This window comes from Microlunatus endophyticus (genome assembly GCF_014646195.1).
GTDB classification, from domain to species: domain Bacteria; phylum Actinomycetota; class Actinomycetes; order Propionibacteriales; family Propionibacteriaceae; genus Microlunatus; species Microlunatus endophyticus.
In genome coordinates this window covers 39,323-63,362 of the sequence record NZ_BMMZ01000007.1, presented here as the reverse complement: position 1 = coordinate 63,362, position 24,040 = coordinate 39,323, and the positions used below count along the sequence as shown (strand labels likewise).

21 protein-coding genes are annotated in these 24,040 nt (G+C 64.0%); 11 read left to right on the top strand and 10 right to left on the bottom strand.

Annotated features, from left to right (window positions below):
• Window position 1 precedes the first annotated feature (1 nt).
• From IEY07_RS14665 to IEY07_RS14650, 4 genes are read left to right on the top strand one after another with little or no spacing between them, the layout of a single operon-like run.
• Window positions 2–1,966: a site-specific DNA-methyltransferase gene (locus IEY07_RS14665; RefSeq protein ID WP_188896140.1), complete on the top strand. Its 1,965-nt coding sequence runs from the start codon at window positions 2–4 to the stop codon at window positions 1,964–1,966.
• Between the two features lie 4 nt (window positions 1,967–1,970).
• Window positions 1,971–5,054: a type III restriction-modification system endonuclease gene (locus tag IEY07_RS14660; RefSeq protein ID WP_188896139.1), complete on the top strand. Its 3,084-nt coding sequence runs from the start codon at window positions 1,971–1,973 to the stop codon at window positions 5,052–5,054.
• Window positions 5,054–6,376, top strand: coding sequence for a hypothetical protein (locus IEY07_RS14655; RefSeq protein WP_188896138.1), 1,323 nt, complete (start codon window positions 5,054–5,056; stop codon window positions 6,374–6,376). The genes IEY07_RS14660 and IEY07_RS14655 overlap by 1 nt, the downstream gene beginning before the upstream one ends.
• Window positions 6,369–8,354: an ATP-binding protein gene (locus tag IEY07_RS14650; protein WP_188896137.1), complete on the top strand. Its 1,986-nt coding sequence runs from the start codon at window positions 6,369–6,371 to the stop codon at window positions 8,352–8,354. Before IEY07_RS14655 ends, IEY07_RS14650 begins: the two co-directional genes overlap by 8 nt.
• A 327-nt stretch (window positions 8,355–8,681) precedes the next feature.
• Here IEY07_RS14650 and IEY07_RS14645 read toward each other — a convergent pair whose 3' ends face one another.
• A complete protein-coding gene (locus IEY07_RS14645) occupies window positions 8,682–9,404 on the bottom strand; it encodes a DUF3800 domain-containing protein (protein WP_188896136.1) in 723 nt (240 codons plus the stop codon).
• Window positions 9,405–10,184: 780 nt separating this feature from the next.
• Window positions 10,185–11,393: an alpha/beta hydrolase family protein gene (locus tag IEY07_RS14640; RefSeq protein WP_188896135.1), complete on the bottom strand. Its 1,209-nt coding sequence runs from the start codon at window positions 11,391–11,393 to the stop codon at window positions 10,185–10,187.
• Window positions 11,394–11,484: 91 nt separating this feature from the next.
• On the opposite strand from IEY07_RS14640, the gene IEY07_RS14635 reads away from it, so the two are divergent.
• Window positions 11,485–12,057: a TetR/AcrR family transcriptional regulator gene (locus IEY07_RS14635; RefSeq protein WP_188896134.1), complete on the top strand. Its 573-nt coding sequence runs from the start codon at window positions 11,485–11,487 to the stop codon at window positions 12,055–12,057.
• 9 nt (window positions 12,058–12,066) lie between these two features.
• On the opposite strand, the gene IEY07_RS14630 is transcribed toward IEY07_RS14635, so the two are convergent.
• Window positions 12,067–13,359, bottom strand: a complete 1,293-nt coding sequence (locus IEY07_RS14630) for a Fic family protein (protein WP_188896133.1) — start codon at window positions 13,357–13,359, stop codon at window positions 12,067–12,069.
• A gap of 175 nt (window positions 13,360–13,534) precedes the next feature.
• Between IEY07_RS14630 and IEY07_RS14625 the strand changes: the two genes are divergently transcribed.
• Together IEY07_RS14625 and IEY07_RS14620 are read left to right on the top strand one after the other, a co-directional pair.
• Window positions 13,535–14,362, top strand: coding sequence for an alpha/beta fold hydrolase (locus tag IEY07_RS14625; RefSeq protein ID WP_188896132.1), 828 nt, complete (start codon window positions 13,535–13,537; stop codon window positions 14,360–14,362).
• Window positions 14,355–14,972: a TetR/AcrR family transcriptional regulator gene (locus IEY07_RS14620; protein ID WP_188896131.1), complete on the top strand. Its 618-nt coding sequence runs from the start codon at window positions 14,355–14,357 to the stop codon at window positions 14,970–14,972. Before IEY07_RS14625 ends, IEY07_RS14620 begins: the two co-directional genes overlap by 8 nt.
• A 165-nt stretch (window positions 14,973–15,137) precedes the next feature.
• On the opposite strand, the gene IEY07_RS14615 is transcribed toward IEY07_RS14620, so the two are convergent.
• The 4 genes from IEY07_RS14615 to IEY07_RS14610 are packed head-to-tail and all read right to left on the bottom strand — an operon-like array spanning window position 15,138 to window position 19,084.
• A complete protein-coding gene (locus IEY07_RS14615) occupies window positions 15,138–16,913 on the bottom strand; it encodes an RNA/DNA-binding domain-containing protein (RefSeq protein ID WP_188896130.1) in 1,776 nt (591 codons plus the stop codon).
• 26 nt (window positions 16,914–16,939) lie between these two features.
• Window positions 16,940–18,001 carry a hypothetical protein gene (locus IEY07_RS24210; protein ID WP_373288857.1) on the bottom strand — a complete coding sequence of 354 codons (1,062 nt, stop codon included), beginning with the start codon at window positions 17,999–18,001 and terminating at the stop codon, window positions 16,940–16,942.
• Entirely contained in the window at window positions 17,917–18,267 is a 351-nt protein-coding gene (locus IEY07_RS24785; protein ID WP_373288856.1) for an alkaline phosphatase family protein, read from the bottom strand. The genes IEY07_RS24210 and IEY07_RS24785 overlap by 85 nt, the downstream gene beginning before the upstream one ends.
• Window positions 18,173–19,084, bottom strand: coding sequence for an alkaline phosphatase family protein (locus IEY07_RS14610; protein ID WP_229670133.1), 912 nt, complete (start codon window positions 19,082–19,084; stop codon window positions 18,173–18,175). The genes IEY07_RS24785 and IEY07_RS14610 overlap by 95 nt, the downstream gene beginning before the upstream one ends.
• Window positions 19,085–19,325: 241 nt before the next feature.
• On the opposite strand from IEY07_RS14610, the gene IEY07_RS14605 reads away from it, so the two are divergent.
• Entirely contained in the window at window positions 19,326–19,676 is a 351-nt protein-coding gene (locus IEY07_RS14605; protein WP_188896129.1) for a hypothetical protein, read from the top strand.
• Between the two features lie 163 nt (window positions 19,677–19,839).
• Here the strand turns inward: IEY07_RS14605 and IEY07_RS14600 are convergent, their stop codons facing one another.
• The gene (locus tag IEY07_RS14600; protein ID WP_188896128.1) at window positions 19,840–20,271 is read right to left on the bottom strand and encodes a pyrimidine dimer DNA glycosylase/endonuclease V; all 432 of its coding nucleotides are present in this window, start codon (window positions 20,269–20,271) and stop codon (window positions 19,840–19,842) included.
• Between the two features lie 105 nt (window positions 20,272–20,376).
• Here IEY07_RS14600 and IEY07_RS14595 point away from each other — a divergent pair, with 105 nt between their 5' ends.
• Complete coding sequence (locus IEY07_RS14595; RefSeq protein WP_188896127.1) at window positions 20,377–20,634, top strand: LapA family protein; 258 nt, start codon at window positions 20,377–20,379, stop codon at window positions 20,632–20,634.
• Window positions 20,635–20,685: 51 nt separating this feature from the next.
• On the opposite strand, the gene IEY07_RS14590 is transcribed toward IEY07_RS14595, so the two are convergent.
• Both IEY07_RS14590 and IEY07_RS14585 read right to left on the bottom strand, forming a co-directional pair.
• On the bottom strand, window positions 20,686–21,204 hold the full coding sequence (locus tag IEY07_RS14590; protein WP_188896126.1) for a hypothetical protein: 519 nt from the start codon (window positions 21,202–21,204) through the stop codon (window positions 20,686–20,688).
• A gap of 6 nt (window positions 21,205–21,210) precedes the next feature.
• On the bottom strand, window positions 21,211–21,537 hold the full coding sequence (locus IEY07_RS14585) for a YchJ family protein (protein WP_229670132.1): 327 nt from the start codon (window positions 21,535–21,537) through the stop codon (window positions 21,211–21,213).
• A 42-nt stretch (window positions 21,538–21,579) separates the two neighbouring features.
• Here IEY07_RS14585 and IEY07_RS14580 point away from each other — a divergent pair, with 42 nt between their 5' ends.
• On the top strand, window positions 21,580–22,110 hold the full coding sequence (locus IEY07_RS14580; protein WP_188896125.1) for a type II toxin-antitoxin system PemK/MazF family toxin: 531 nt from the start codon (window positions 21,580–21,582) through the stop codon (window positions 22,108–22,110).
• 85 nt (window positions 22,111–22,195) lie between these two features.
• Window positions 22,196–23,743 carry an alpha-L-fucosidase gene (locus IEY07_RS14575; RefSeq protein WP_229670131.1) on the top strand — a complete coding sequence of 516 codons (1,548 nt, stop codon included), beginning with the start codon at window positions 22,196–22,198 and terminating at the stop codon, window positions 23,741–23,743.
• Window positions 23,744–24,040 lie beyond the last annotated feature (297 nt).

The following is a 24,040-nucleotide window of genomic DNA, read 5'->3' as shown; positions in this document are numbered from 1 at the left end:
CGTGGACAAGCTCAAGATGCACTCGTCGGACCTGACCCAGCGCAACATCGACGCGATCGCTGAGCTGCTCCCGACGGTCGTCACCGAGACCCTCAACGCTGACGGCAAGCCCGTCCGCGCGGTTGACTTCGAGGCGCTTCGCCAGGAACTTTCCGACCATGTCGTCGAGGGCCCGCAGGAGCGCTACCAGCTCGACTGGCCCGGCAAGCGTGCCGCCGCCTTCGCCGCCAACGCTCCGATCGCCAAGACCTTGCGCCCAGTACGCGACGAGTCGGTCGACTTCGACACCACCAAGAACCTCTTCATCGAGGGCGACAACCTCGACGCGCTGAAGCTCCTTCAGGAACCCTACCTCGGCAAGATCAAGCTCATATATATCGACCCGCCGTACAACACGGGCAACGACTACGTCTACGAGGACGATTTCGCTGAGTCGAGCGCCGACTATCTCGCCCGCTCGGGCCAGAAGTCGGAGACGGGAGACCGCCTCGTTGCGAACACCGAGGCCAACGGCCGCTTCCACTCCGACTGGCTCAGCATGATGTACTCCCGACTGAAGCTGGCGCGTGGGCTGCTGACCGAAGACGGCGTTATCATCGCCGCAATCGGCGACCACGAGCACGCGAACCTCCGCGTGCTCCTCGATCAGGTCTTCGGAGCTGACAACTTCATCTCGGACGTCGTCTGGCAGGGCGGTCGCAAGAACGACTCCCGCTATGTCTCCAACGGCGCGGATTACATGCTGATCTACGCCAAGAACGAGACGCGGCTCAGCGAACTCGGTGTGCGATGGCGCGAGCCCAAGGTAGGGCTCGAAACTGCCCTCACTCAGGCCGCTTCGATATGGACTGCCCGCAAGAGCGACGAAGATGCCGCCAACCAGTGGAAGGCTTGGCTGAAGAACAAGAAGGCTGCTGGTGAGATCACCGATGCGGTTGCGCGCTACGACCAGCTTCAACCGGGCACCGGCCGTCCGATGAGCACGTACCGTGACATCACATGGCCAGGCCGAGGCGGTGCTATTTATGAAGTCCTTCACCCGGTGACGGGTAAGCCGGTTTCATTCCCAAAGACCGGATGGCGCTTCAAGAAGGACGAGATGGATCGACGGATCGCCGCGGGCCGAATCTGGTTCGGTGAGGATGAGAGTACGATCCCGCGCGGCATCATCTTTCTCGACGAGACGAGTGACCAGGTCGCGATCTCGGTGTTCGAGCAGGACCGCAAGGCCGCGAGCACCGACATGCGCAATCTCATGGGCGAGATCGTATTCGAGAACCCTAAGGACCGCCGCGTCCTTGCGCGTTGGCTCCGTCTCGTCACTGGTGGGGCGAAGGACGCCGTCGTCCTCGACTTCTTCGCGGGCTCCGGCTCAACTGGACACGCCGTCATGGACCTCAATGCGGCAGATGGCGGACATCGGCGCTACATCCTCGTCCAGGTTGACGAGCCGGTTGACCATCCGCACTACGACACCATCGCAAGCATCGCCCGTGAACGCCTGCGCCGCGCCGGTGCACAAGCGCAGGAAACGGCCGGGCTGATAGGTGCCGATCTCGACTTTGGCTTTCGATCGCTGTATGTCGCGACAACCAACATGGCTGACACACTCGCGGCCGCGGACGATCTCACGCAGTTTGCGCTATCCGAGGCTGTCGGCAGCGTGAAGCCCGACCGCACCGACGAAGACCTGCTCTTCCAGGTGCTGCTCGACTGGGGGCTTGACCTCGCCGAGCCGATCACGGTCGAGGAGGTCGGTGCCCGACGAGTGCTGTCGGTCGCCGATGGCGCTCTGATTGCGTGTTTTGCCGACGAAGTGAGCGAGGCCGTCGTCGAGGAAATCGCCAGCCGGCATCCGCTGCGCGCCGTGTTCCTCGACGCGGGGTTCGCCACCGACGCCGCTCGCGTCAACGCCGAGCAGGTCTTCCGCGAGGTGTCGCCGGCGACAGAGGTAAGGGCGATCTGACCGGATGAAGCTCCAGTTCAAGGTCCAGGAGTACCAGACCGAGGCCGTCGAGGCCGTGGTCGACGTCTTCACCGGACAGCCGTACGCAGATGGGGTCAAGTACCGCGTCGACCCCGGCAATGATACGGCGCTGACACTGCTGGAGGACGCGGGCTTGCGCAATGCGGAGGTCGCGCTCACACCGCCGCAGCTCCTGACCAACGTCCACCGCGTGCAGCAGGCACGAGGGCTGACGGCATCAAAGGATCTGAAGGACCCGGTCAAGAAGTCCGCGGCACCGATCAATCTCGACATCGAGATGGAGACTGGCACCGGCAAGACTTACGTCTACACGAAGACGATCATGGAGTTGCACAAGCGGTACGGGTGGTCGAAGTACATCGTGGTCGTGCCGTCGATTGCGATCCGCGAGGGTGTACAGAAGTCGTTCGACATCACCGCCGAGCACTTTCAGCAGATGTACGGCACCAAGCCGCGCACATTCGTCTACAACTCCTCGCGGCTTCACGAGCTGGAACGGTTCTCGTCCGACCCGGGCGTCCAGGTGATGATCATCAACATCCAGGCGTTCAACGCCACCGGAAAGGACGCCCGCCGGATTTACGACGTGCTAGACGATTTCCAGTCCCGCAGGCCGATCGACGTGATCGCGGCAAACAGACCAATCCTGATCATCGACGAGCCCCAGAAGATCGAGGGCGATGCCAAGAAACCGTCGAAGTCCTTGGAGGCCCTCGCAAGGTTCAATGCCCTGTTTGCGCTGAGGTACTCGGCCACTCACAAGATCCAACGAACCAAAGTGCATCGCCTCGATGCGGTCGACGCATACAACCAGAAGCTGGTGAAGAAGATCGCGGTGCGTGGCATCGCCGTTAGACACTTGGCCGGCAGCACCGCGTACCTGTACGTAGACGGTTTGGAAGTCGGCAAGGGAGCAGACTTCCCGAAAGCACGGGTCGAGCTGGAGGTGCAGACCGCCCAGGGCATCAAACGACAGGTGAAGCGACTGAGCCAGGGCATGAACCTGCACGCCATCTCCGGCGGCATCGAGGCCTACAAGGGCCTGTTCATCCGCGACGTCGATGCGAACCGCGACATCATTGAGCTGAGCAATGGCAACATCATCGGTGCCGGTGAAGTGACCGAGGACATAGCCGAGGATCAAAAGCGACGCATTCAGATTCGCGAGGTCATCCGCGCCCATCTCGACAAGGAGCGCGAGCTGTTCGCGCAGGGCATCAAGACGTTGTCACTCTTCTTCATCGACGAGGTCGCTAAGTACCGCGACTACGAGCGCGAGGACACCCTCGGGGAGTACGCGCGCATGTTCGAGGAAGAATATGAGGCAGTCCTGGGCGACTATCTCGACCAGCTCGACTTCGACGAGGCCGCTGAACGGTACCGCAAGCACGTCCAAATGATCCCGGTGAGGTCAACTCACGAAGGCTACTTCTCGATCGACAAGAGGACCGGACGCGCAGTCGACGGCAAGATCGCCGCCCGCGGCGACTTCGCGGGCCAGTCCGACGATGTCGATGCCTATGACCTGATCTTGAAGGACAAAGAGCGGCTGCTGTCGTTCGACGAGCCAGTGCGGTTCATCTGGTCACACTCCGCGCTGCGCGAAGGCTGGGACAACCCGAACGTGTTTGTGATGGGCATGCTCAAGAAGAGCGACAACACGACGACGCGCCGGCAGGAAATCGGCCGCGGGTTGCGCTTGTGCGTTGACCAGCATGGCGAGCGGATGGACAACCCCGTCACCGTGCACGACATCAATGAGCTGACCGTCGTCACCGACGAGTCGTACACCGAGTTTGTTACCGCGCTGCAGAAGGAGATCGTGGAGTCGCTGTCCGCGCGGCCGCGCAAGGCGAGCGTCGACTACTTCGTCGGCAAACAGGTCACGTTCGCCGACGGCTCCACGAGTGTGCTCGAGAAGGCGGTCGCCCAGGCGCTTTATAACCATCTGATCCGCCACGATTACATCGATGATGGTGGTTTGGTCACGCAGGCGTACAAGGATGACCGCGCGAATGGCACTCTCGCCGCGCCGACGGCCGAGGTGCTCAAGCCGGTCATCGACGTTGTCTGGTCGCTCGTCGACGCGCTCTACCTCGAACTGCCGACGCCGACCGACGGGCGGAAGCCAAAGAAGATCCCCTTCAACGAGGCGAACTTCAAGAAGCGCGAGTTCCAAGAACTGTGGAACCGCATTAACCACAAGGCCGTCTACCAGGTCGAGTTCGACTCCGCCGAGCTAGTCAAGAATTGCATTGAGGTGCTCAACAAGTCCCTCAACGTCACCGTCATGCAGTACCTGGTCGAAAGCGGCAAGCAGGTCGTCGGCCTCGAAATCGAACAGCTCGAAGCCGGTACGGGGTTCAAGGTCTCCGAGACGAAGGTAGAGCACTCGGCGGCTTCGGCAGGATCGACCGTGAAGTACGACCTGCTCGGTGAGATCGCGGAGAAGACCCAGCTAACCCGCCGCACCTGCGCGGCGATTCTGACCGGCATCAACCCCGGCACCTTCGCAAAGTTCAAACAGAACCCCGAGCAATTCATCACGGAGACGTCCCGCCTGATCAACGAACAGAAAGCGATTGTGATCGTCGAGCACCTCGCCTATGACCCGCTCGACAACCGGTACGATTCGTCGATCTTCACAGAGAACCAGACTGCCCAAGACCTGTCGAAGGCGGGTGGCAAACTCAAGAAGAGCATCTACGAGTACGTCGTCACCGACTCTGGGATCGAGCGGTCGTTCGTCGAGAAACTAGACGTCAGTGATGAGGTGGTCGTCTATTCGAAGCTTCCGCGCGGGTTCTTCATTCCCACACCTGTTGGCGACTACAACCCCGACTGGGCGATCGCATTCCGCGACGACGATACGAAGATTAAGCATGTCTACTTCGTCGCTGAGACGAAGGGCTCGATGTCGACACTCCAACTCAAAGGCGTGGAGGAGGCCAAGATCGAATGCGCCCGCAAGTTCTTTGCGTCGCTGAACGACAAGGCCGAGAACGACGGCGTGAAGTACGACGTCGTGGACACGTACGAGAACCTCCTCGCGCTTGTGGGGTCGTGATGGCTGACATCCGGATCAACGGTGTGGCACAGCAGCCCGTGTCCGAACCGCACGTGAACGGACTCACACCCGAACGCCTTCGCACCATCGTTGAGTCTGCGCATCTCAATTTCTTGATCGGCGCGGGTACGTCCGTCCCGTACTTCGCGCCGCTTGGCAACATCGAGCAGGCGCTCACGGACCTCGCCGACGCGAGCAGGCCCGACGGTGCGAAACTGCTTGTCCGCGCCTCGATCCAGGCCTACTTCTTCGAGAACGTCCTCGTCCCCAACACCAGGGTCGTCGAGCGCGAGGCTTCAGCTGAGTCCGTTCTTCGCTCCTATGCGACCTTCGTGCGCACCCTGAACCGCATCCTGCTGCGACGGCACAGCACGCTCCTGTCGAAGCAGGCGAACATCTTCACGACGAACGTGGACATGTTGTTCGAGGTGGCCATGGAGGAGCTCGGCGTCGACCTCTCTGATGGGTTCAGCGGCAAGATCAGGCCAAAGTTTGACCTCGGTGACTTCAACACTCTCCGCTTTCGGATGGGCAGTCGGTACGAGCACCGGTTCGAGGTGCCGGTCTTCAACCTCATCAAGATTCACGGATCGGCCGCGTGGCGTCAGCAGGAGCGAGAGGACCGGAAGGCTGATATCTACTTTGACCACGGGCTGACGCTCGTCAGGGAGGTCAAAGAGCTACTCGACGCTGCGAAGCAACACCTGCTGTCCGTGCTCGTCGATCCTCAGCCGCACGGCCAGGGGCCGACAATCCAATCAACCACGGATCTTTTGGCCAAGGCAGAGCAACGATTGGAGGACCTCAAACTGCTCGGCACAGAGGAGACCGCGGCAGAGGCGGTCGGGGCGTTTTCTGATGGCTACAACAGGCTCGGCATCGTCAATCCGGACAAGCGCAAGTTCGCGACGACCGTGCTCAACGAGACGTACTACGAGCTGATCCGCCGGTTCTCCAACGAGATGGAGAAAGAGAACAGCGTCCTCTTTGTCCACGGGTTCTCGTTCCGTGATGAGCATCTGCGCGACCTCGTGCTGCGCGCAGCGCGAACGAATCCGACCCTGGAAGTGATCGTGTTCTGCTACTCGCGCGGGGGTCTCAGGGACTACGAGGCGCTCCTGCCCGACAGCGAAGTCAAGAACGGCAACATCCAGTTCGTGATCCCAGACGAGCCGGGCGAGGGGCTCGACGAACGCAAGATCAACTTCGACATTCTGGAGTCCGACTACTTCGCGCCGATCGTTCGCGACAAGATCCCTGCACCGGATCAGCGAATCGAACTGGACATCCGGACGCCCCCCGCGGAGTCCCCCGGTGATTGAGGAAGACGTTCTTGATCAGGACGCAGTGTTCCGCGTGGGCAGGGTCGTGTCGGTCGACGGCCGGCGTGTGCGAGTCGCGGTCGACAAGCTCAAGAACGGCTCGCACCTCCTGTACCGCGGAGGCCTTGTGCGGAACGTCGCCGTCGCGAGCTACGTCAAGATCGTCAAGGGCTTCGTTGAGCTGATCGCCAAGGTTGATGGGGAGGTTGTCGAAGAGGATCGCGGGGCGAGCTCCGGGTACCGCCGCGGCGTGGACCCCTTGTCCCGACAGCTCGACGTCAGCCTTGTCGGTTACATCGAGGGCGGACGCTTCGAGCGCGGAGTGCGTGAGATGCCGCTCCTCGACAACGAGTGCTTCATCCTCACGGAGGATGAATTCGGACTCATCCACACGTTCGTCTCGGCGGACGATGAGCCGCTCGAGATCGGCGCGCTGGCGATGGAGCCAACTCAGCCGGTATCGGTTGGTGTTAATGCAATCTTCGCGAGCCACGTAGGGATCTTCGGCAACACGGGCAGCGGGAAGTCGTACACGCTCGCCAAGCTGTATCACGAACTGTTCAAGAGGTACGGGGCGATCGAGACGTTCCGCCAACGATCTCAGTTCGTGTTGATCGACTTCAACGGCGAGTACGTCAACCGTGCGGACGGATCGGAGGAGTACGCGACCGCAGTCATTGCCGGGGACGATGTGAAGCAGGTTTACGACCTGTCGACACACGACGACGGTGGAGATCGGCTGCCACTTCCAAGGTCCGCCGTTCATGATCCAGTCTTTTGGACCGTTCTGCTCGACGCGACTGAAAAGACGCAGGCTCCCTTCATTTCTCGCGTGCTCAAGAGCGACTACTGGGACGCCCTACTTCCAGACTCCGCAGCACTCCTCGATGTCATCGGAGACCTCGTCGCGCGCGCGACGAAGAGCAATGACGCGACGATCGACAGGCAGCTCCCAATCAACTTCCTCGAAGAGATCGAAGAGTGCCTCGGCGATGATGTGGATCGCCAGGGGCTGCTGTCGTTGATTCAGGAGATGCGGGACAAACTCCAGTACTTCAGCCGTGACCATAACTTCTATTGGGGTCCACGCTGGAGTGCGGAAGAGAAATGGGCAACCGCGGACGATTGGAGCGACTTCATCAAGGGCAAGGTTACGGCCGTTCAGCAGGACTTCTCCTCAGTCGGCGACGTAGATCTGGTTCGCTTCAAGCTCGTCCTCCAGTACTACCGGGACGTGATCAGTGGCTTCGCGAACCGCGAGTACCTCGGCCCAATGATGAAACGAATGGTCGAGCGCGTGCCCAGTATCAAGCGCCTCGTTCGAGTGTCGGACGATGCGTTTACCAAGGTGCCGCTAACGGTGGTTTCCCTACGGAACGTCAACCTTGCGATGCGCAAGGTCATCCCCATGATCGTCTGCAAGCATTTGTATGACGACAAGAAGCGGTCAGACCCGCACGGCCAGAGGTACCTGAACCTCATCATCGACGAAGCACACAACATCTTGTCGTCGGAGTCTGCGCGGGAAAGCGAGGCATGGCGCGACTATCGCCTGGAGACGTTCGAGGAGATCGTCAAGGAGGGCCGAAAGTTTGGGGTGTTCCTGACGATCGCGAGCCAACGTCCCCATGACATCTCCGAAACCATCGTCTCGCAGCTACACAACTACTTTCTCCACCGGCTTGTGAACAACCTGGACGTTCACGCCATCGAGAAGGCGGTCGCCTACCTCGATCGCGTGTCGTTCGAGTCCCTGCCGATTCTGCCCACGGGCACTTGCATCTTGTCCGGTGTCTCGGCTCAGGTGCCCGTCGTCGTGCGGATCGGACAGCTGCCGCCGGAGTCCGCGCCGAACAGCCGAACCATGTCGGTGACAACGGAGTGGCTGACCCCGCTCATAGAGGACTCTGATGGCGACGAGCCGCCCGACGAGCCGGACCTGAGCGATGCGGACTGGCCGTCCGGCCCACAGTTCTAATCACATGCGGCAGACAACCCAAGAGGCGGGTTCCTTGCCATGGCTTGCAGGCTTGAGAAAGCCAGCGATTGGACTCGTCCCTCCGGATCGTGATCGGCAACGGCGCACTTAACTGCGCTGCGCTCCAGTTCATCTTCGAGCGAGAAGGTCGGTCCCGATCTCTTCGAGGCTTGGTTCCGTGTCGCCCAGACGGAAGACAAACCTGACTGCGCGTACAGCCCCGGATGGGTCTTGTGGAGCGGCATGCTGCCGCAGTAAGGGGTACGTGTCACTCGGTATCGCCATTGGATATCGGTAGTTGCAATCTGAGCCGGTTCAGCGGGGACGTTAGACCGCCGGCCAGGCCGCTCTCCAGGTCAGGGTCCGCTCGTTGATAGCCGAGGTGATCCGGTCCAAGACCGAAACTGACTCCGGATGTGCGTCTCGTTGGTTCCACTTTCGCTGCAGCGCGAACGCAACGAGGTCGGCCAGTTGCACACCGGGGCTCGCATGCGAACTGACGAAGTGCATCGAGTCGATGACGGTCTTGAGTTTGGCACCCGGCACCTGCCCGCCACGCCACTCCTGCATGTCGGCGACCATCTTCACCGCGCGCAACTGATGCTCCTTTTGCTCATCCGCAATGAGGATCTTGTTCGACTGTGGATAGTAGCTGTCAAGCTTCTCCAACAGGAACTGGAGCGCGAGTAAGTAGGCATTGCCGTCTGCCCAGCCATTATATCGATCGTGCAGGCGCTGCTTGTGGATGGTGGCATGCGAGACGTCGACGTTGAAGGTTCCCAAAGCGGCGATTGCATCCTCGTAAACGGCAATGAGCTCACCAGGAGACTTGGTGGACCACTGGTTGGACCCGCCCCAAATCTCGTTACCGTGCAGTTCAAAGTCGTTCGGCAAGTGACCTAGGTGCCGTCTAGCAAGATTGCGGAACTCCTCGGCAAGAGGTTGGACTTGGCCCTCTTCGACGATCACGGCCACGAGCGTCAGCAGGGGCTGCATGCTCGCGCCCTTCCCAACTGAACCTGTTTCATCGATATAGACCAGCTGCGCCACGTGGCAATTAAACCGCAGACGGACACTCTATGTGGGTGAACCACAAAGTTAGCTCGAAGATGGAGTGATCATCCCGATGGTGTCCGGAGGAGCGGATATATCCGGCGATCGACGCAGCCCAGACAGCGACCCCTACCAGTAGGCCTCGAGACCTGGGTCATCATGTGACGTCTCCGCCTGATCCTCTTCCACCGTGAACGCGTCGCCGTTGCGGGACACGAAGTAGACAATAAGCCCGAGACGCTGACGCGCCAGCTCCGGCAGCCGCCGTACGAGCCCGCGGTATTGCCGATGGTCAGGAAGAGCCAGTCCGTACGTCGCCCCGGATCACCCATGCGTTGGAGCAGTTCTCCGAGCGCCCCAAGGAAGTAGTTGACCTGCTGGGGCCGGCGGTAGAGACCTGTACTTTGGCCTCAATCACGAGCCGGTGATCGCCGCGTCGGGGCCTCGATGTCAATCCCACGCGCGCGTCCCCACGCGACCTCGACGTGATAGTCGCGTGCTTCGAGGTGGGCGACCATCGCGCTCTTGACCTCGTCTTCCTTGATCGCGTCGCACGCCGCTGAAGGCGTCGGATCCGCGCGTTCGCTCGGGTGTCTGTCGGAAGTGAACTATCGATCACGGCGTTGACGATCTTGCCGTCCCGCCCGGCGTACCTTCGCGGCTTGACCTGGGAACAACCCGGAGGCGGGTCAGCACGTCGTCATCAAGAGGTCCGAACAACTCCAAGGCTCTAAGGATCTCGTCCGCGATTGTCGCCACAACGCTGAGGCTAGGACCTCACTGAGCGGCCGGCATAGCCTTGGCCAGCCAGTCGTAGATCCGACCGACCGCGTACCGCTGGGCACCGGACTGGCAGTGTGCTTCGCCGCCGTCCTCCGCGGTGAAGGCCAGCAACTCCTTCGGGCAGGTCAGTGCGGCGTACAGCTTCTCCGGCTGGCCGGCGAAGAAACCGTCCTCCTGGCCCGCGCACACCAGCGTGGGGCAGGTGATCAGCTCAGCGACACCGTCGCGCAGGTTGTAGTCGAGGTAGGCGGCAGCGAAGGCCCGCGGGGTCGGGGCGCCGAGCGCGTACATGCCGTGTTCCATCGACCAGCGGATCATCGGCGAACTGGCCATCGCGGCCGCAAGGCCCGCGTCGAGCTCCGGGTCATCGGGAGACCGCAGCCGGCGTTCAGCCTCCTCGCGAGGCATCGGCAGCGGTGACGTACTGATGTCGCCGAGGTCGTACACCCCGTCGAGCGCGATCAGGGCCGCGATCCGGTGGTCGTAGGCAGCGGCTCGCGGCGCCAGGTAGCCGCCCATGCTGACGCCGAGCAACGCGATTCGATCATGGTCGATCTCCGGAATCTCCACGGCGTAGTCAATCACTGGCGTGACCACCTTCTCCCAGTCCGGCCGGAACGTCAGTCCCTGCTTGTGCAGCGTTCCGGGCTGGCCCGGGCCGTCGAAGACGAGCACGGTGTAGCCGCGCTCCGCGGCGGCGGCCGCGCCGAAGAAGTGCATCTCCTCGGCCGTACCGTCGAATCCGTTGTGCATGACGATCGTCGGCCGCGGGACACCATCGGTGGCCGGCCGGTAGAGGTAGCCGGGCAGGGTCGTGCCCTCGTACGGGATCTCGATCGGCTCGATCGCCGGCGTGGACAGCGCCGCGAACTCCCGGAAGCACTGGACGGACAGCTCGTACGCGTGCTGGATCCGCGGGTCACCGGCGCTGCTGTGCAGGAAGAACTCGGCCGACCGGTAGTAGTTGGAGGCCCGCAGGTACGCGTCCCGGGCGCTGACCCCGGACGTCGTCCGCGCGTAGCCCGCGACCCGGTCGGCGGTGGCGAGCCATTCGTCGTGCCAGCTGTCGTAGTCGCCGGCGGTGATGCGCTGGCTGGTGTACGCGACCTCCCCGAAGTCGCCACCGCCATAGGTGATGTGCCCGAGCGTGCGCAGGGTCTCGTACCAGAACTGGGAATCGTCGGGAAAGAACATCGGCTTCATGTCTGCTCCTAATGCAGTTGTGAGCGGCTTTAAGAAGACCATAGAGCAGGCCTGACCAAAACGCAACTGACAACTGCGTTAAGGTGAGGACATGAGCACAGAGGAGCCGAAGCGACGCCCGGGCGGGCGCAGCTCACGCGTCCAGGCCGCCGTCTTCCAGGCCGTCCGGCAACTCACGGCCGAACGCGGCTACGGCGCATTCACCGTCGGGGAGGTCGCCGAGCGGGCCGGCGTTGCCGACACCACCATCTACCGGCGCTGGGGCACGCTCGAGGCGCTGCTGATGGAGGCGGTGGTCAACCAACTGACAGTCGACTCGCCCCTGCCGTCGACCGGCAGTCTCGAGACCGACCTGCGTACGTACGCCGCCAAGGTGGCCGCCGACATCCACGGCCCGGACGGGCTTGCGGTCCTGCGTACGGTCACGGCCGCGCTGTCAGCCGGCCCGGACGGCGAGACGGCCCGCGATCAATATCTGGCCGTCCGCGCCGACCAGATCGACCAGATGCTGGCCCCGGCCCGGGACCGTGGCGAGAAGACGCCTACGACACTCGACGTGCTGGATGTCCTGCTGGCGCCGATGTACATCCGAGTCCTCTTCGGTGCGGGACCCCTCACTCCGGACTACGTCAACAGCCTGGTCGACCGACTGCTGTCCCTGTAGCGCTGCCGCTCAGGGTTGCGGACGAGCCGGCACTGCCCGGATCGGGGGCGTCGCACGAGTGTCGAACTGCGTACTGGCGAGGGACCGCTCGGACAGCGTCACGAGATCGAGAACCTCGCGGGCGATGTAGGCCTTCGCCCCTCGCTCGATCGACCTCGTGACGAGGACCCCGGCCTGCTTCAGCTCGTCAAGCGCAGAGCTGGCAGCCGGATACGAGACGCCGAGGATCCTGGCGAGCGTTGTTGCTGTGACCACAGGCGCTTCGGGAAGCAGGTGCAACAGCCTGGCCGTAGCGGAATCCGTACGAGGTACCGGCCGCAGACCAGCCGCAGTTCGGTGGGCAGTGACACGTTCTGCCCATGTGTCGCGCAGTTCCTCGATGCTGCTGCCAAGGTTTCCAGACTGCTCCGCCGCGATCGCTGCGGCATCCACGAAGGTCCGAAGCCAATCGTTGATTGCCGCATTCGCCTCCGCACTGCCGGATGCCGCCGCGTGGCGGAACGCCGTCAGACCTGTGACGTACCGGTCCCGCAGTGTGGCGAGGACAAGGCTGATCGGGAGTACCGCATTGTCCATGATGCCCCGGCGCGCCAGGACCGTATGGATGAGGGCGCGGCCGACCCGGCCGTTCCCGTCCGTGAAGGGGTGAATGGTCTCGAACTGGGCGTGGATCACGGCCGCCTGGATGAGCGGAGCGTGCGCGGCGCCATTGAGATAGTCGACAAGGTCTGTCATCAGCGTCGGGACTCGCTCCGGGGCCGGCGGAACGAACGCCGCCCCGATGGGCGACCAGCTCGAGGAGCCGATCCAGTTCTGCACGGTCCGTAAGCCGTGATGCTGTGGCTCGTCCGGAAGCAGCGATCGCTGGAGCTCAACGATGTGATCGACCGTCAACGAGTCAGCCGCAACCAGGTCGGTAGTTGCGCGTCGCACGATCGTCATGTTGTTGGCGACAAGTTGCGCCTGCTCACTGATGCCCCGGACGGTCTCGGACTGCCCGAGCTCAGCCAGCGCCACCTGCTGCGCCGATGGGGCGATTCCCTCGATACGAGAGCTTGCGATCGCCTCGGAGCGCAACAGGAATCTCGCGATCCCGGCGAGGCCCTCGGCTCCTGACCCGTTGAGCGCCCGGATGCGCCTCTCGACCTGGTTGGCCCGCCTGGACACTTCGCCATCGACGGCCAGCCCGAGGCCGTCAATCGAATCGGGAACGTACCGATGATAGGTACCGGAGCGTCGGTCGACCTTCGGGACACCGGAGTCGAGGCTGGACTGCCAGTGAGCTTCCTCCCACGTAGCCATCAGTAGTTACCTTTCATCGAACGCATCCCGATGAAAGGATAAGCCCATAACCTTTAATTGCCGACCGATCAACTCAAGGATACGAACCTGCCCCCTTCTGGTCCCGCATGGCCCTTGACGGTCCTGGCTAATCCAATTAGCTTTTAGCTAACAACAATAGCCAGGAGGTTTTGAGATGACTGAGTTCCTGAAGGTCGAGGGCGGCACGATCGCCTACGAGGTAGCCGGTTCCGGGCCGCTGATGGTGCTGGTCCACGGGATCGGCCAGAGCCGTGACGCGTACCGGTTCGTGGCGCCGGAGCTGGTTGCGGCCGGCTACCGGGTCGCGACGGTCGACCTGCGCGGCAGCGGCGAGTCGAGCGCGACCTGGCCGTCATACACCCGCACGGACATCGCTAGCGACCTGATCGCCCTGATCGAGCACCTGGGCGGCCCGGCGGTGCTGGTCGGCCATTCGATCTCGGGCGGTGCCGCGACGATCGTGGCGGCCACCGCGCCCTCGCTGGTGACCGCCGTTGTCGAGCTGGCGCCGTTCACCCGCAAGGTGCAGTACTCGCTGCGTGATCTTGGTGTGTCCCGTTACCGCAAGGGCGGGTTGGCCATCGCCGGCGTCGCGATGTTCGGCAGCCACAAGCAGTGGCGGAAGTATCTGGAGGTCGCCACGCCCGAGCCGCGGCCGGCCGACTGGGCGGCGAGCCTCGAACGCACCGATGCGATGCTGCGCGAGCCTGGCCGGATGAAGGCACTGCAGAAGCAGATGAACAGCGCCGCCGACGCGGGAGCCCAACTTCCCAATGTGCACTGCCCGACGTTGGTGATCATGGGCACGCTCGACCCCGACTGGGGTGACCCGAAGGCCGAGGGCGAGGCCATCGTGGCCGCGATGCCGACCGGTGTCGGACGACTCGAGATGATCACCGGGGCGGGTCACTACCCGCAGGTGCAGTTCCCGGACAAGGTGGTCGGTCTCATCCAATCGTTCGTGGAGTCCGTCAATGCCTAGGGCCGGGCTCGGCCTGACCGCGGTCATCGCCGCTGGGGCGGACCTCGCTGACGAGGTCGGCCTGCAGGGCGTCACCATGGGCGTGCTGGCCGAGCGGCTGGGCGTACGCACCCCCTCGCTCTACAAGCACGTCGAGTCGCTGGACGCGGTCCAGCGCGGCATCGGCCTGCAAGCCACTCGCGATCTTGGAGTGGCACTGGCCCGGGCGGCCGTCGGACGGTCCGGTGTGGATGCGGTCCGCGCGATCGCGGACGCGTATCGGAAGTGGGTCCTCGCCCATCCCGGCCGGTACGCCGCCACCGTCCGGGCGCCCGGTGCCGACGACGAGGACTACGTGGCCGTGGGCGACGAAGCCGTGGCGATCTTGTACGACGCCGTCGCCGGATTCGAGTTGAGCGGTGAGCGGGCGGTCGATGCGGTCCGTGCGCTGCGCAGCATCGTCCACGGCTTCGTCAGTCTGGAGATCGGCGGCGCCTTCCAGTTGGAGCGCGATGCCGGCGATAGCTACCGATTCCTTGTCGACACACTGATCGCAGGCCTGCAGGCCGAGGCCGCCGACGCATCCAAGATCACGTCGCCGCGGTCCTCCCGGGCGAAGAAGAGATCATGACCCAGGCGACCTACTCACCGAACCGGTCTGGCTGTTGCGCCAGGGGCGCACAGCTCAGACCATAATCAACGGACCCAGTTAATTATGGGTAAGTACCCGCTCTGAGCCTCGTCATAACTAACCACGAGCGGGCTCACGATCCGCACCCACGCTCCTGGATGCTCATCAACGCTCGTCGACCGCCGGTGAAGTCGCCACCCACCGGTAGTAGAAGCCGCGGCCACGGCCGGTCGGGTTCGAGGGCACAAGCACACCGTCGTTGGACAGTGCCTTGAGAATTGAACCGACATTGGTGCCCGTCGCGCCGACCAGGGATCCGAGCTCCGTGCTGCTAATACGGCCGCGCGCCTCAGCATAGGATCGAGCGATCGCCGAGCGACTCGGCAGCTCACGATGGTGACCGGCTACCCGGTCCTTGGCGAGGAGATCGTCGAGCGCCCCCGGACCGAGGCGCCATGCACTCGGCGTTCCCGCGGGAACGCCGTCGACCTGCTGAAGAAGCGGTGAGCCGTTCACCCGGGCGTGCGTGAGCTTCAGAATCGCGCCCCGCGTCTCCTCGACCGGGAGCTGGATGATCGGGACTGCAGCCTCCTCGTCGACCCACCCGGTCGTGACCAGATGACGCAGCAGCAACAGCGACGACACGTCCGACGAATCCTCCGCAGGCACAATGCCGCTGAGCCAGGCCATCCAACCTTCGTCCAGCGCATCCCCCACCAACGACGTCCGCACAAACGGACCGCTGATCTCGCGGATCGCGGGAGGCTGGTGTCCCACCCGGATCATCTCCCGGACCATGCGGTCCACGCCAATGCCTTCACGTTCGGCGACCCTCAGGTCAGCGAGCAACTGAGTGAGCGCGGGGTTTCTCGACTGCGACGGATGGGTGATGATGTTGGATTCATTGACACCCCCGTAGAAGCCACCCGGGCTCGTGACGCGGAGCGTACGACCAACGTGCTCGACGACTGTCGGCGACGGAAGTCCCCACTCGCGATGAGCCACCCCATTGACGACCGCCTCGCGAGCCGCAAGAACGGGAATGTCGCGAACCTGGCGCACGATCAGACCCGATTGCACGTGTCGGATCGTGTTGTGGGCATCCATAGTCAGGAAGACCTCGGACAGCTCCTCAAGTAGCGAGCGGTCGGGGCGCCGTACCCGTGCCGTGCTGTCCCCTCCCGCGTACTCCCTGTGGATGTAGTCCAAGCTCGGCGTATCGCGCCCGACAAACGCCAGCGCACCACCGTGGGTGAGGAATCCGGCTTCGGTGACGACGTTGAGCCGTCGCAGGAGCTGGGAGTCGCTTGCTTGGGCGAGGTCTTCCGCGCCTGCGTCGCCGCTGGCAAGTAGAAAGTCCCGCGCGACAGCCAGGGCTTGAGGACGTACGGCAGAGCTCGGGATGCTCGATGCGTCACCGGACCAGTCGTACTTGAGTGTCTGCATCCGTCGTGCATGCCAGGTCGCACCATCGACCTCAACGCAGCCGTCATTGACGCGCCAGGTGATCCGATTGTTGATGCGTACAGGCTCGACGGCATAGGGAGAGATGACGACAAGAAGCCGCGTTCCACACACGTCGACTTCCGAGACGTCGACTGTAAGAAGCCGCTGCGTGACCTGATAGATCCGTTGCCGAAGCCACTCGGCATCGAGGTCTGCGCCGATCAGGGTCCCGTCGTCGCCAACACCCACGATCAACGCACCTCCCCCGGGGGTGTTGGCCATGCACGCTGCCTCTGCGGCGAGCTTTTGAGCAGCTTGCTCGTTCTCAGGGTCTCCTGCCTTGATTGCCCCATCTCGCCCGCGTCGCCCTGCCTCTTCCTTGAGGTCGACGCTCTTGCGCTCCTGCATGCTGTCAATGACCTCGCCGGCGCGCATACGCTCGATAAGCGCGTTGACCTCAGCCCGTACGGGATCGAGCCCGAAAGTTATGGTCACACGTCCAGCATGACACATTGTCATAATTAACTGGTGCCGTTAATTATGATCGCTCGTGTTCGGCGGATCGGGAAGACCAACCGCGCGACTACATGTCTCCTGATGTCGCCTGGCGGGCGACGCCCAGGGGTCGCAGCGCCCGCTCCTGCGTGATCTCCACACCGCGTCGACGGATGCCACGACGGCAGCCGTCGGTCACTGTCGCCGTCGCGGAACGTCTGGAACCGAGAGTGCATGAGTGCCTCCGCGGACTCTGGGCACATCTCCATCAGCAGTTCGCCACTCACCCAACTATCGGCGGTCGCCAGTCCAGAGAGTTGGCGATCCGCACCGCGACCGCAGCAACAACCGGATCGTCGAGTCGCCGCGAGAACGCCGGATCCGGCGGGAAACTCGTCGCGGCCGGCGCAAACAGGACCATCATGGGCTGCCCTGTCACTGTCGAACGCACGTAGAGACCGTCCAGGTCGGTGGGCCAGGTGTCGGCGACAGCCCGCGCCCAGGCCCGGCAGGTCGGCTTCACAGCTGAGTCCAACGATGCCGAAGCGCCATTGCGCGACGACCACGACGTGTCTGCCGGTGCAACGGGAGGCGTCAGATCGAGCAGCCGGAGCGGACGGGCCCGGCACCCATGCAACCAGTCCCTGGTGTCGCGACAGGACGATGCGGCGCCGGCTGTGGAACACCTCCGCGAACGCCGTCAGCACATCGGCCGCGGCGTAGGAGCCCGAACGATGAGGCGCTGCGCCGGGAGTTTGGGAGCTGCCATGGTGGGGATCCCAGCGCATCTGCGACAACGGGCCTGCCGTACGCAGCTGGCTGTAGTCGGCGTTGCTGTGCAGGCCGTCGAGACTGCTCTGCGGGATCCCATGATCATCGGCGATCAATGCCGCCTGGATCTCCTGCAGGTGTGACGGCTGCTCGATCAACCCGGTCGGATTCGTCGGCGCCGTCGGCGCTGTGACACCGGAGAGCGGATCGTCGTCGCGCGGGGTGGTCAGGGTCAGCGCTGCACCGACATCCGGCGCCGCAGCATCGCGCTTGGTGAGCGGATCCAGACCGAACCGCCGTTCCAGCGTCGCCAGCACCGACGTGTGATCGAGCGGCGTCGACCCCTCCGGCACCCGGAAACACTTCCGGCCGGGATCAGCGGGCTGACCAAGATCGTCGGCACCCGCGGCCCGAAGCGGGTGAAGTCGAAGCCGTACTCACCTGCCGTGGCATCGGGCGGCGTCGCACCCCACTGTGCTGGAACATGATCAAAACAGCCGCCGTGCTCGTCGTAGGTGATGATCAACAACGTGCTGTCCCAGTAGGGTCCGTCGTGCAGCGCACGGTAGGTGTCCAGCAGCATCTGCTCGCCCAGAGTCACGTTGTAGTTGGGAGTTTCCGTCGGAGGACCACGACGGCTCCAGGAAGGTGTACGACGCCAGCTTGCCCGCCTTGGCATCGGCCTGGAAGTCGTCGAAGTGTCCGAAGTTCGCATCGGGCGCACTGCTGGTGTCCGGGAAGTCCGACTTGGTCAACGGAGCGGCGTTGTAGCCGTAGATCTTCCACGACACGTTTGCCTTGGTCATCGAGCCGAAGATCGACGGGCAGGTGAATTTCTTGGTCTTGTCGTCCATGTGGCCCTGGCTGGTGCCGGCACAGAGGAACGCCCGGTTCGGCATCGTCATGGTCGGCGCGGAGCCGAACCAGTGATCACACACCGCGTAGCCCTTGGCGAGCGCAGACAGCACCGGCAGCGTTTCCGGTGTGTAGCAGCCCATCATCCAGCTCTCGTCGGTGCCGTCGAAGACGTACCAACCCTTCGACTTGTTGTCCTTGATCGCCTGCGCGTAGTCGGTCACGAATCCCGACATCGGCGGCACGATGCCGTTGGCCGGAGCGTCGCTCGAACCCCAGAGTTGGTTGTTCGTCGCCGCCCAGCCCTCGCCCGGATCGGCGCCCGGATAGAAGTACAGATCTTTCGTCTGGGGCGTCAGCCGGAACACCTGCACCGGCTTCCCGTCGCTGCCCTGGGCCGTCTCCGTCCCGGACAATCCCTCGTACGCATCCCCGTTCGGCGACTTGTTGCCCGCGTCGGTGTACAGGAAGCCGAGCATGTGGTCGAAGGAGCGGTTCTCCATCATCAACACCACGACGTGCTCGACCGAATCCAGCCCTGCCATTGCGACCCACCCGTCTGCCGGCGTCAGTTCAGTGATCGATACGACCCTGACCTAGCCGCGTGAACGGCACGTGTCCCGCGGCTGAGGAACCGCTCAACCCCGGCCGGCTGTCAGACCATCCGTCGTCCTGCGTGAACTGGCCTCCCGATCCGCCATCCTTGTGCTTGATCATCACGCGAGAAAGCGCGAGTGGCGGCCGAAGAGAAAGCGCAGACATGATGCTCATGGTGGAGTGGAGCCGATGACCAGCCAGCACCGCAGATGGCTCCAGCTTGCGTCGAACCGACTCTTCTGGAAGGTAGGAGAGCCCTATCTCTACCCCTTTTATGTCGATGTCAGCGTCGAACCCGCACCAGCCGAGGTGGCCATCGGTGAAGGCGTTACGTTCAGCGCGGTGGGGACGACCACCAGCGTCGCAGAAGCGCTCAGCGACAAGTGGGTCGAACATTTCGACCATGCCGAGGCCGGCTGGCTGCGCCCGTACCTGCAGCGGATCCTCGACGGCGGGACCGTCACGGAAGATGAATTGATAGCTCACTTCGTCCGCCTGCACGGGCGCGAACCGGAGGTCGCGGTGGACCGCCAGGCCTGAACACCCGCGAAGACGTCCGCACCAGCAGCGCCCGCACTGCCACGCGGTGCGCGAGTGCTCGATCATGAGGTTGACCAGCTCGGAGCGATACCGGATCGTCCCCGTGCTCGGTCGGCGTCCCGTCCAGGGTCGCCGCGCGCCGGATCTCCCGCTGCAGCTTTCGTCATCCAGGCCGCTCCCAGTCCGCGATCGGACCGGGCACGACCTCGAAGATCGGATGCGCTTCGGGTGCTGCTTCCCGCCAGCGTATCCAGACGTCCGGGCTGCGCTGCTCGAGCTTGGCGATCAGGTGCCCCCACTCGTACGCGACCTGTCCGTCGGTCACCTGAAGGATCGGCTCGGCGGTCCCCGGCGTGATGATCCGCGTCCGGTCGAAGTGGTAGCCGCGATGATCGGCCTCGTCAGCCAGGCCGGTCAGGTAGGCGCCGACCGCCGAGCCGGGACTCGGCAGGGTGCGGAACCGGGTGAGCTGCGGATGCGCCGTGTAGCCCTTCGTCCGGCCGGCGAGCACCGCCTGGGCCAGCAGGGTTTCGCGCCAGCAGGCGATCAGCGCCTGGCGGTCGAGGTGCTGCGGGTGGATCGACCAGATCCTCATCGCCCGATCCGGGTTAGGCAGCCGCCGGCAACGTCGTCGGGTGCGAGACAAACCATCGCGCCATCGTAGGGCGCGGCATCTGCCTGACAGGGGCATACTGCCGGTATGGCCAACGTCGCATCGCAGGGCCCGCGCGCCGAACGCACCGGCCCCCGTGTCACCCCGCGGCAAGTGATCGCGGGCGTCCTCATCGTGCTGGCCGTGATCTTCATCATCGAGAACCGCGAACGGGTGGAGATCCGGCTCATCGTCCCGTTGGTCTCGATGCCGCTCTGGGCGGTCATGACGGTCCTGTTCGTCATGGGTGGTGTGGCCGGTTGGCTGTTGGCCCGCCGGAGCGCAGCACGTCGCGATCGGCGCTGAATCCGGCAGAATCGTCACCGACCAATACAGGAAGCCTGCAAGGGAAACGGCTCACAGCAGGTGCGCCACCAGCTCGAGGACGACGGCGAAGGCACCGATCGCCATCAACGTCGCCACCAGAGCTGCTCGTTGCCACAGCGGCAGGGGCACCCGGCGCAGGGCGATCAGAGCAATCACCCCGAGGGTGACCATGATCACGATCTGGGAGATCGTCAACGCCCGGGCCAGCCGGATCACGCCGAGACCCGAGAGCCCGATCAAGATCATCGGCACGACCACGGACAGCAGCGCCCCACCGGCAACCCGGATCATCTGCCCGACCTCCCGCCGATCGGGAACGGCCGCATGGGCGACGGTGTAGGCGATCAGATCCGCTCCCAGCCCGGCGAGCAGGATGCCCAGCACCGTGATGAAGAGCGTCAGAGCGGCCATTCCGGGGGCGGTCTGCTCGGCGTGGATCGACAACGCGAGCAGCACAGCGAGGACTGTGAACCCCACGTACACACGCTCACGCAGCCGCTCGCTGAAACGCTCGGATTCCTCGTGATCGATGGCGTCAGGTACCGACATTGCTCGTCACACCTCTCGCAGGTAGTACCAACGGCCGCCCTCGCGGACGAACTCCGATCGCTCCTGCATGATCTCGACCCCGCCGCGGTCGACGAGATACGTCGCACGGAATTCGACGATCCCCCGATCATCGTCCGGACCACCGGCCACGGTGTCGAGGATCTGCAGCCCGCGCCACCGCGGATTGTCGCTGAGGTCGAGCGTCCTCGGTCGCGTCGACCGGTGCCAGGACGCCAGCAGCCACGCTGCGTCGCCGTCTCGGAACGCCTCGAACCGGCTCCGCATCAGCACTTCGGCGGTCTGAGGCCAAGGGCGTTCGTCCGGACTCGTCACGCCACCAGTGTGCCGTGAGCCTCGATCGGCGATACTCACGGCATGGCTTCGCTCTGGCACCGGACGCTGCGTACCGTCGGCAAGGCATTCGGCCGCAAGCCGACCCCGATCCCGGCTGTCGATCGCGGCGTTGATCACACCGCCGGTCCGACTGTCGACCACACGGTCGGGTACGACGCCGAACGACTCGGCCTGCCGCCGCTGCGGTATGCACCCCATCCGGATGATCTTCCCGATCCCGGCGAAGTGGTGTGGACCTGGGTGCCCTACGAGGACGATCCGCAGCAGGGTAAGGACCGGCCGGTGCTGGTGCTGGCCCGGATCGGCGACTCCGCGGTGGTCATCCAGATGACCTCCAAGGATCATGATCGCGACGCGGCGCAGGAGGCGCATTGGGGCCGGCACTGGATGGACATCGGCTCGGGTGACTGGGATTCCCGACACCGGGCCTCGGAGGTCCGCCTCGATCGTCTGCTCCAGGTGCCGCTGAAGGCCGTACGACGAACCGGCGGCGCTCTCGACGAGGAGCGCTACAACTCGGTGATCGCCGAGCTCAGGAGATACCACGCCTGACGGCGGCACCGCCCACAGCGTCGCAGCTGTCGATCGGGAGAGACCCGCCGTCGACTGCCGCCATGACGTCCACGAGAATGATCTTGTGAGTAACAACGAGGTAGCTCCGACCGACACGATCTGGCCGGATCCCGTACCGCCAAAAGATGATCAAGCCGAATTGGCGCGGGTCGACGAGGTGATCGCCGCCGGCCCGTTCGCCGCGACCTGGGAGTCGCTGGCCGACTATCAGGTCCCCGACTGGTTCCGCGACGCCAAATTCGGCGTCTTCCTGCACTGGGGCGCATACACCGTTCCCGCCTTCGGCAATGAGTGGTATCCGCGGAACATGTATCTGGAAGGCTCGCCGGAATTCGCCCACCACCGCGAAACCTACGGCGATCATGCCGAATTCGGCTACAAGGACTTCCTGCCGAGCTTCACCGCCGAACGCTGGGACCCGCAGGCCTGGGTGAGCCTGTTCAAGAAGGCCGGGGCGCAGTTCGTCGTGCCGGTCGCCGAGCACCACGACGGCCTCGCCATGTATGCCACCGAACGCTCCCGCTGGAACACCACCACGATCGGCCCGCATCGCGACATCGTCGGTGATCTTGGTCAGGCCGTCCGCGATCAGTGGCTGGTGCTGGGCGTCTCCTCGCACCGGGCCGAGCACTGGTTCTTCCTGAACGGCGGTAGCCGCTTCGACTCCGACGTGCGCGATCCGGCCTTCGCCGACTTCTACGGCCCGGCCCAGCGCGAGGAGCTGGCTCCCAACGACGCCTACGTGATCGACTGGTTCCTGCGAACCATCGAGTTGATCGACAAGTACCAGCCGCAGGTGCTCTGGTTCGACTGGTGGATCGAGCAGCCGGCCTTCGAGCCGTGGCTGCGCAAGCTGGCGGCGTACTACTACAACGTCGCGGCCGGATGGGGCCGGGGCGTGGTGATCCAGTACAAGTGGAAGGCCTTCGCGCCGGGCACCGCGGTGCTGGACCTGGAGCGCGGCGCGATGGCCTCGGTCTACCCCGACGTCTGGCAGAACGACACCTCCGTCGGCCGGACGTCCTGGAGCTGGATCCCCGACCAGCAGTACAAGACACTGCCTGAGCTGATCGCCGAACTGGTCGACGTGGTCGCCAAGAACGGCGTGCTGCTGCTCAACATCGGCCCGAAGTCCGACGGCACGATCGCCGAGGAGGAACAGGGCCTGCTGACCGGGATCGGCGACTGGTTGCAGGTCAACGGCCAGGCGATCTACGGCTCCCGGCCCTGGGTGATCGCCGCCGAGGGACCCACCGGCCAGGCCGACGGCTCCTTCATCGACAGTGCCGAACGCCGCTTCACCAGCGCCGACATCCGCTTCACCGTCCAGGAGCGCTACGGCAACCAGCGGCTGTACGCGACCCTGCTCGACTGGCCGACCGACGGCATCGCCCGGATCGAGGCGCTCGGCACGGCGTCCGGACACCTGGATGCCGGCATCGCGTCGGTGGAGCTGCTCGGCCACGACGGTGATCTTGAGTGGACGCGGACCGACGACGCCCTGGTCGTGACTCTTCCTGATCACCGTCCGAGCGTCGTCGGAGCCGTGCTGAGGGTGACGCCGGAGCCGGCCGATCCCGGTGCCCGGATGCCCTTCGGCCACCAGCTCTGAGGTCACTGTGAGGTCAGCTGAGCCTGACGGTTGCAGACTGTGACAGCCCGCCCGCGGCCACCGTCACGGTGACCGAACCACGGCGGACGGCGATCAGCTCACCGGCCTAGACCACGCCGGCCGGGAAGCAGCGCCGAATGGATGTCGGCCATCAATTCGGCCGTGATTCGGACCACAGCGGGCGGCGTGATCTGAATCATGATGGCCGGCGTGATAGCTCTTGAGGTGAATATTGCGGGGGATTTGGGTACGTGGACGTCGGCGGAGACGACGTTCTCTACCCAAGCGACGAACGGA

Excerpts from the sequence above, each read along its gene's own strand:
- IEY07_RS14660 (WP_188896139.1), top strand. The coding sequence starts at position 1,971 with ATGAAGCTCCAGTTCAAGGTCCAGGAGTACCAGACCGAGGCCGTCGAG.
- IEY07_RS14655 (WP_188896138.1), top strand. The coding sequence starts at position 5,054 with ATGGCTGACATCCGGATCAACGGTGTGGCACAGCAGCCCGTGTCCGAA.
- IEY07_RS14640 (WP_188896135.1), bottom strand. The coding sequence starts at position 11,393 with ATGAAGCCGATGTTCTTTCCCGACGATTCCCAGTTCTGGTACGAGACC.
- IEY07_RS14635 (WP_188896134.1), top strand. The coding sequence starts at position 11,485 with ATGAGCACAGAGGAGCCGAAGCGACGCCCGGGCGGGCGCAGCTCACGC.
- IEY07_RS14630 (WP_188896133.1), bottom strand. The coding sequence starts at position 13,359 with ATGGCTACGTGGGAGGAAGCTCACTGGCAGTCCAGCCTCGACTCCGGT.
- IEY07_RS14625 (WP_188896132.1), top strand. The coding sequence starts at position 13,535 with ATGACTGAGTTCCTGAAGGTCGAGGGCGGCACGATCGCCTACGAGGTA.
- IEY07_RS14620 (WP_188896131.1), top strand. The coding sequence starts at position 14,355 with ATGCCTAGGGCCGGGCTCGGCCTGACCGCGGTCATCGCCGCTGGGGCG.
- IEY07_RS24785 (WP_373288856.1), bottom strand. The coding sequence starts at position 18,267 with ATGCTGCTGGACACCTACCGTGCGCTGCACGACGGACCCTACTGGGAC.
- IEY07_RS14610 (WP_229670133.1), bottom strand. The coding sequence starts at position 19,084 with ATGGCAGGGCTGGATTCGGTCGAGCACGTCGTGGTGTTGATGATGGAG.
- IEY07_RS14605 (WP_188896129.1), top strand. The coding sequence starts at position 19,326 with ATGACCAGCCAGCACCGCAGATGGCTCCAGCTTGCGTCGAACCGACTC.
- IEY07_RS14600 (WP_188896128.1), bottom strand. The coding sequence starts at position 20,271 with ATGAGGATCTGGTCGATCCACCCGCAGCACCTCGACCGCCAGGCGCTG.
- IEY07_RS14595 (WP_188896127.1), top strand. The coding sequence starts at position 20,377 with ATGGCCAACGTCGCATCGCAGGGCCCGCGCGCCGAACGCACCGGCCCC.
- IEY07_RS14590 (WP_188896126.1), bottom strand. The coding sequence starts at position 21,204 with ATGTCGGTACCTGACGCCATCGATCACGAGGAATCCGAGCGTTTCAGC.
- IEY07_RS14580 (WP_188896125.1), top strand. The coding sequence starts at position 21,580 with ATGGCTTCGCTCTGGCACCGGACGCTGCGTACCGTCGGCAAGGCATTC.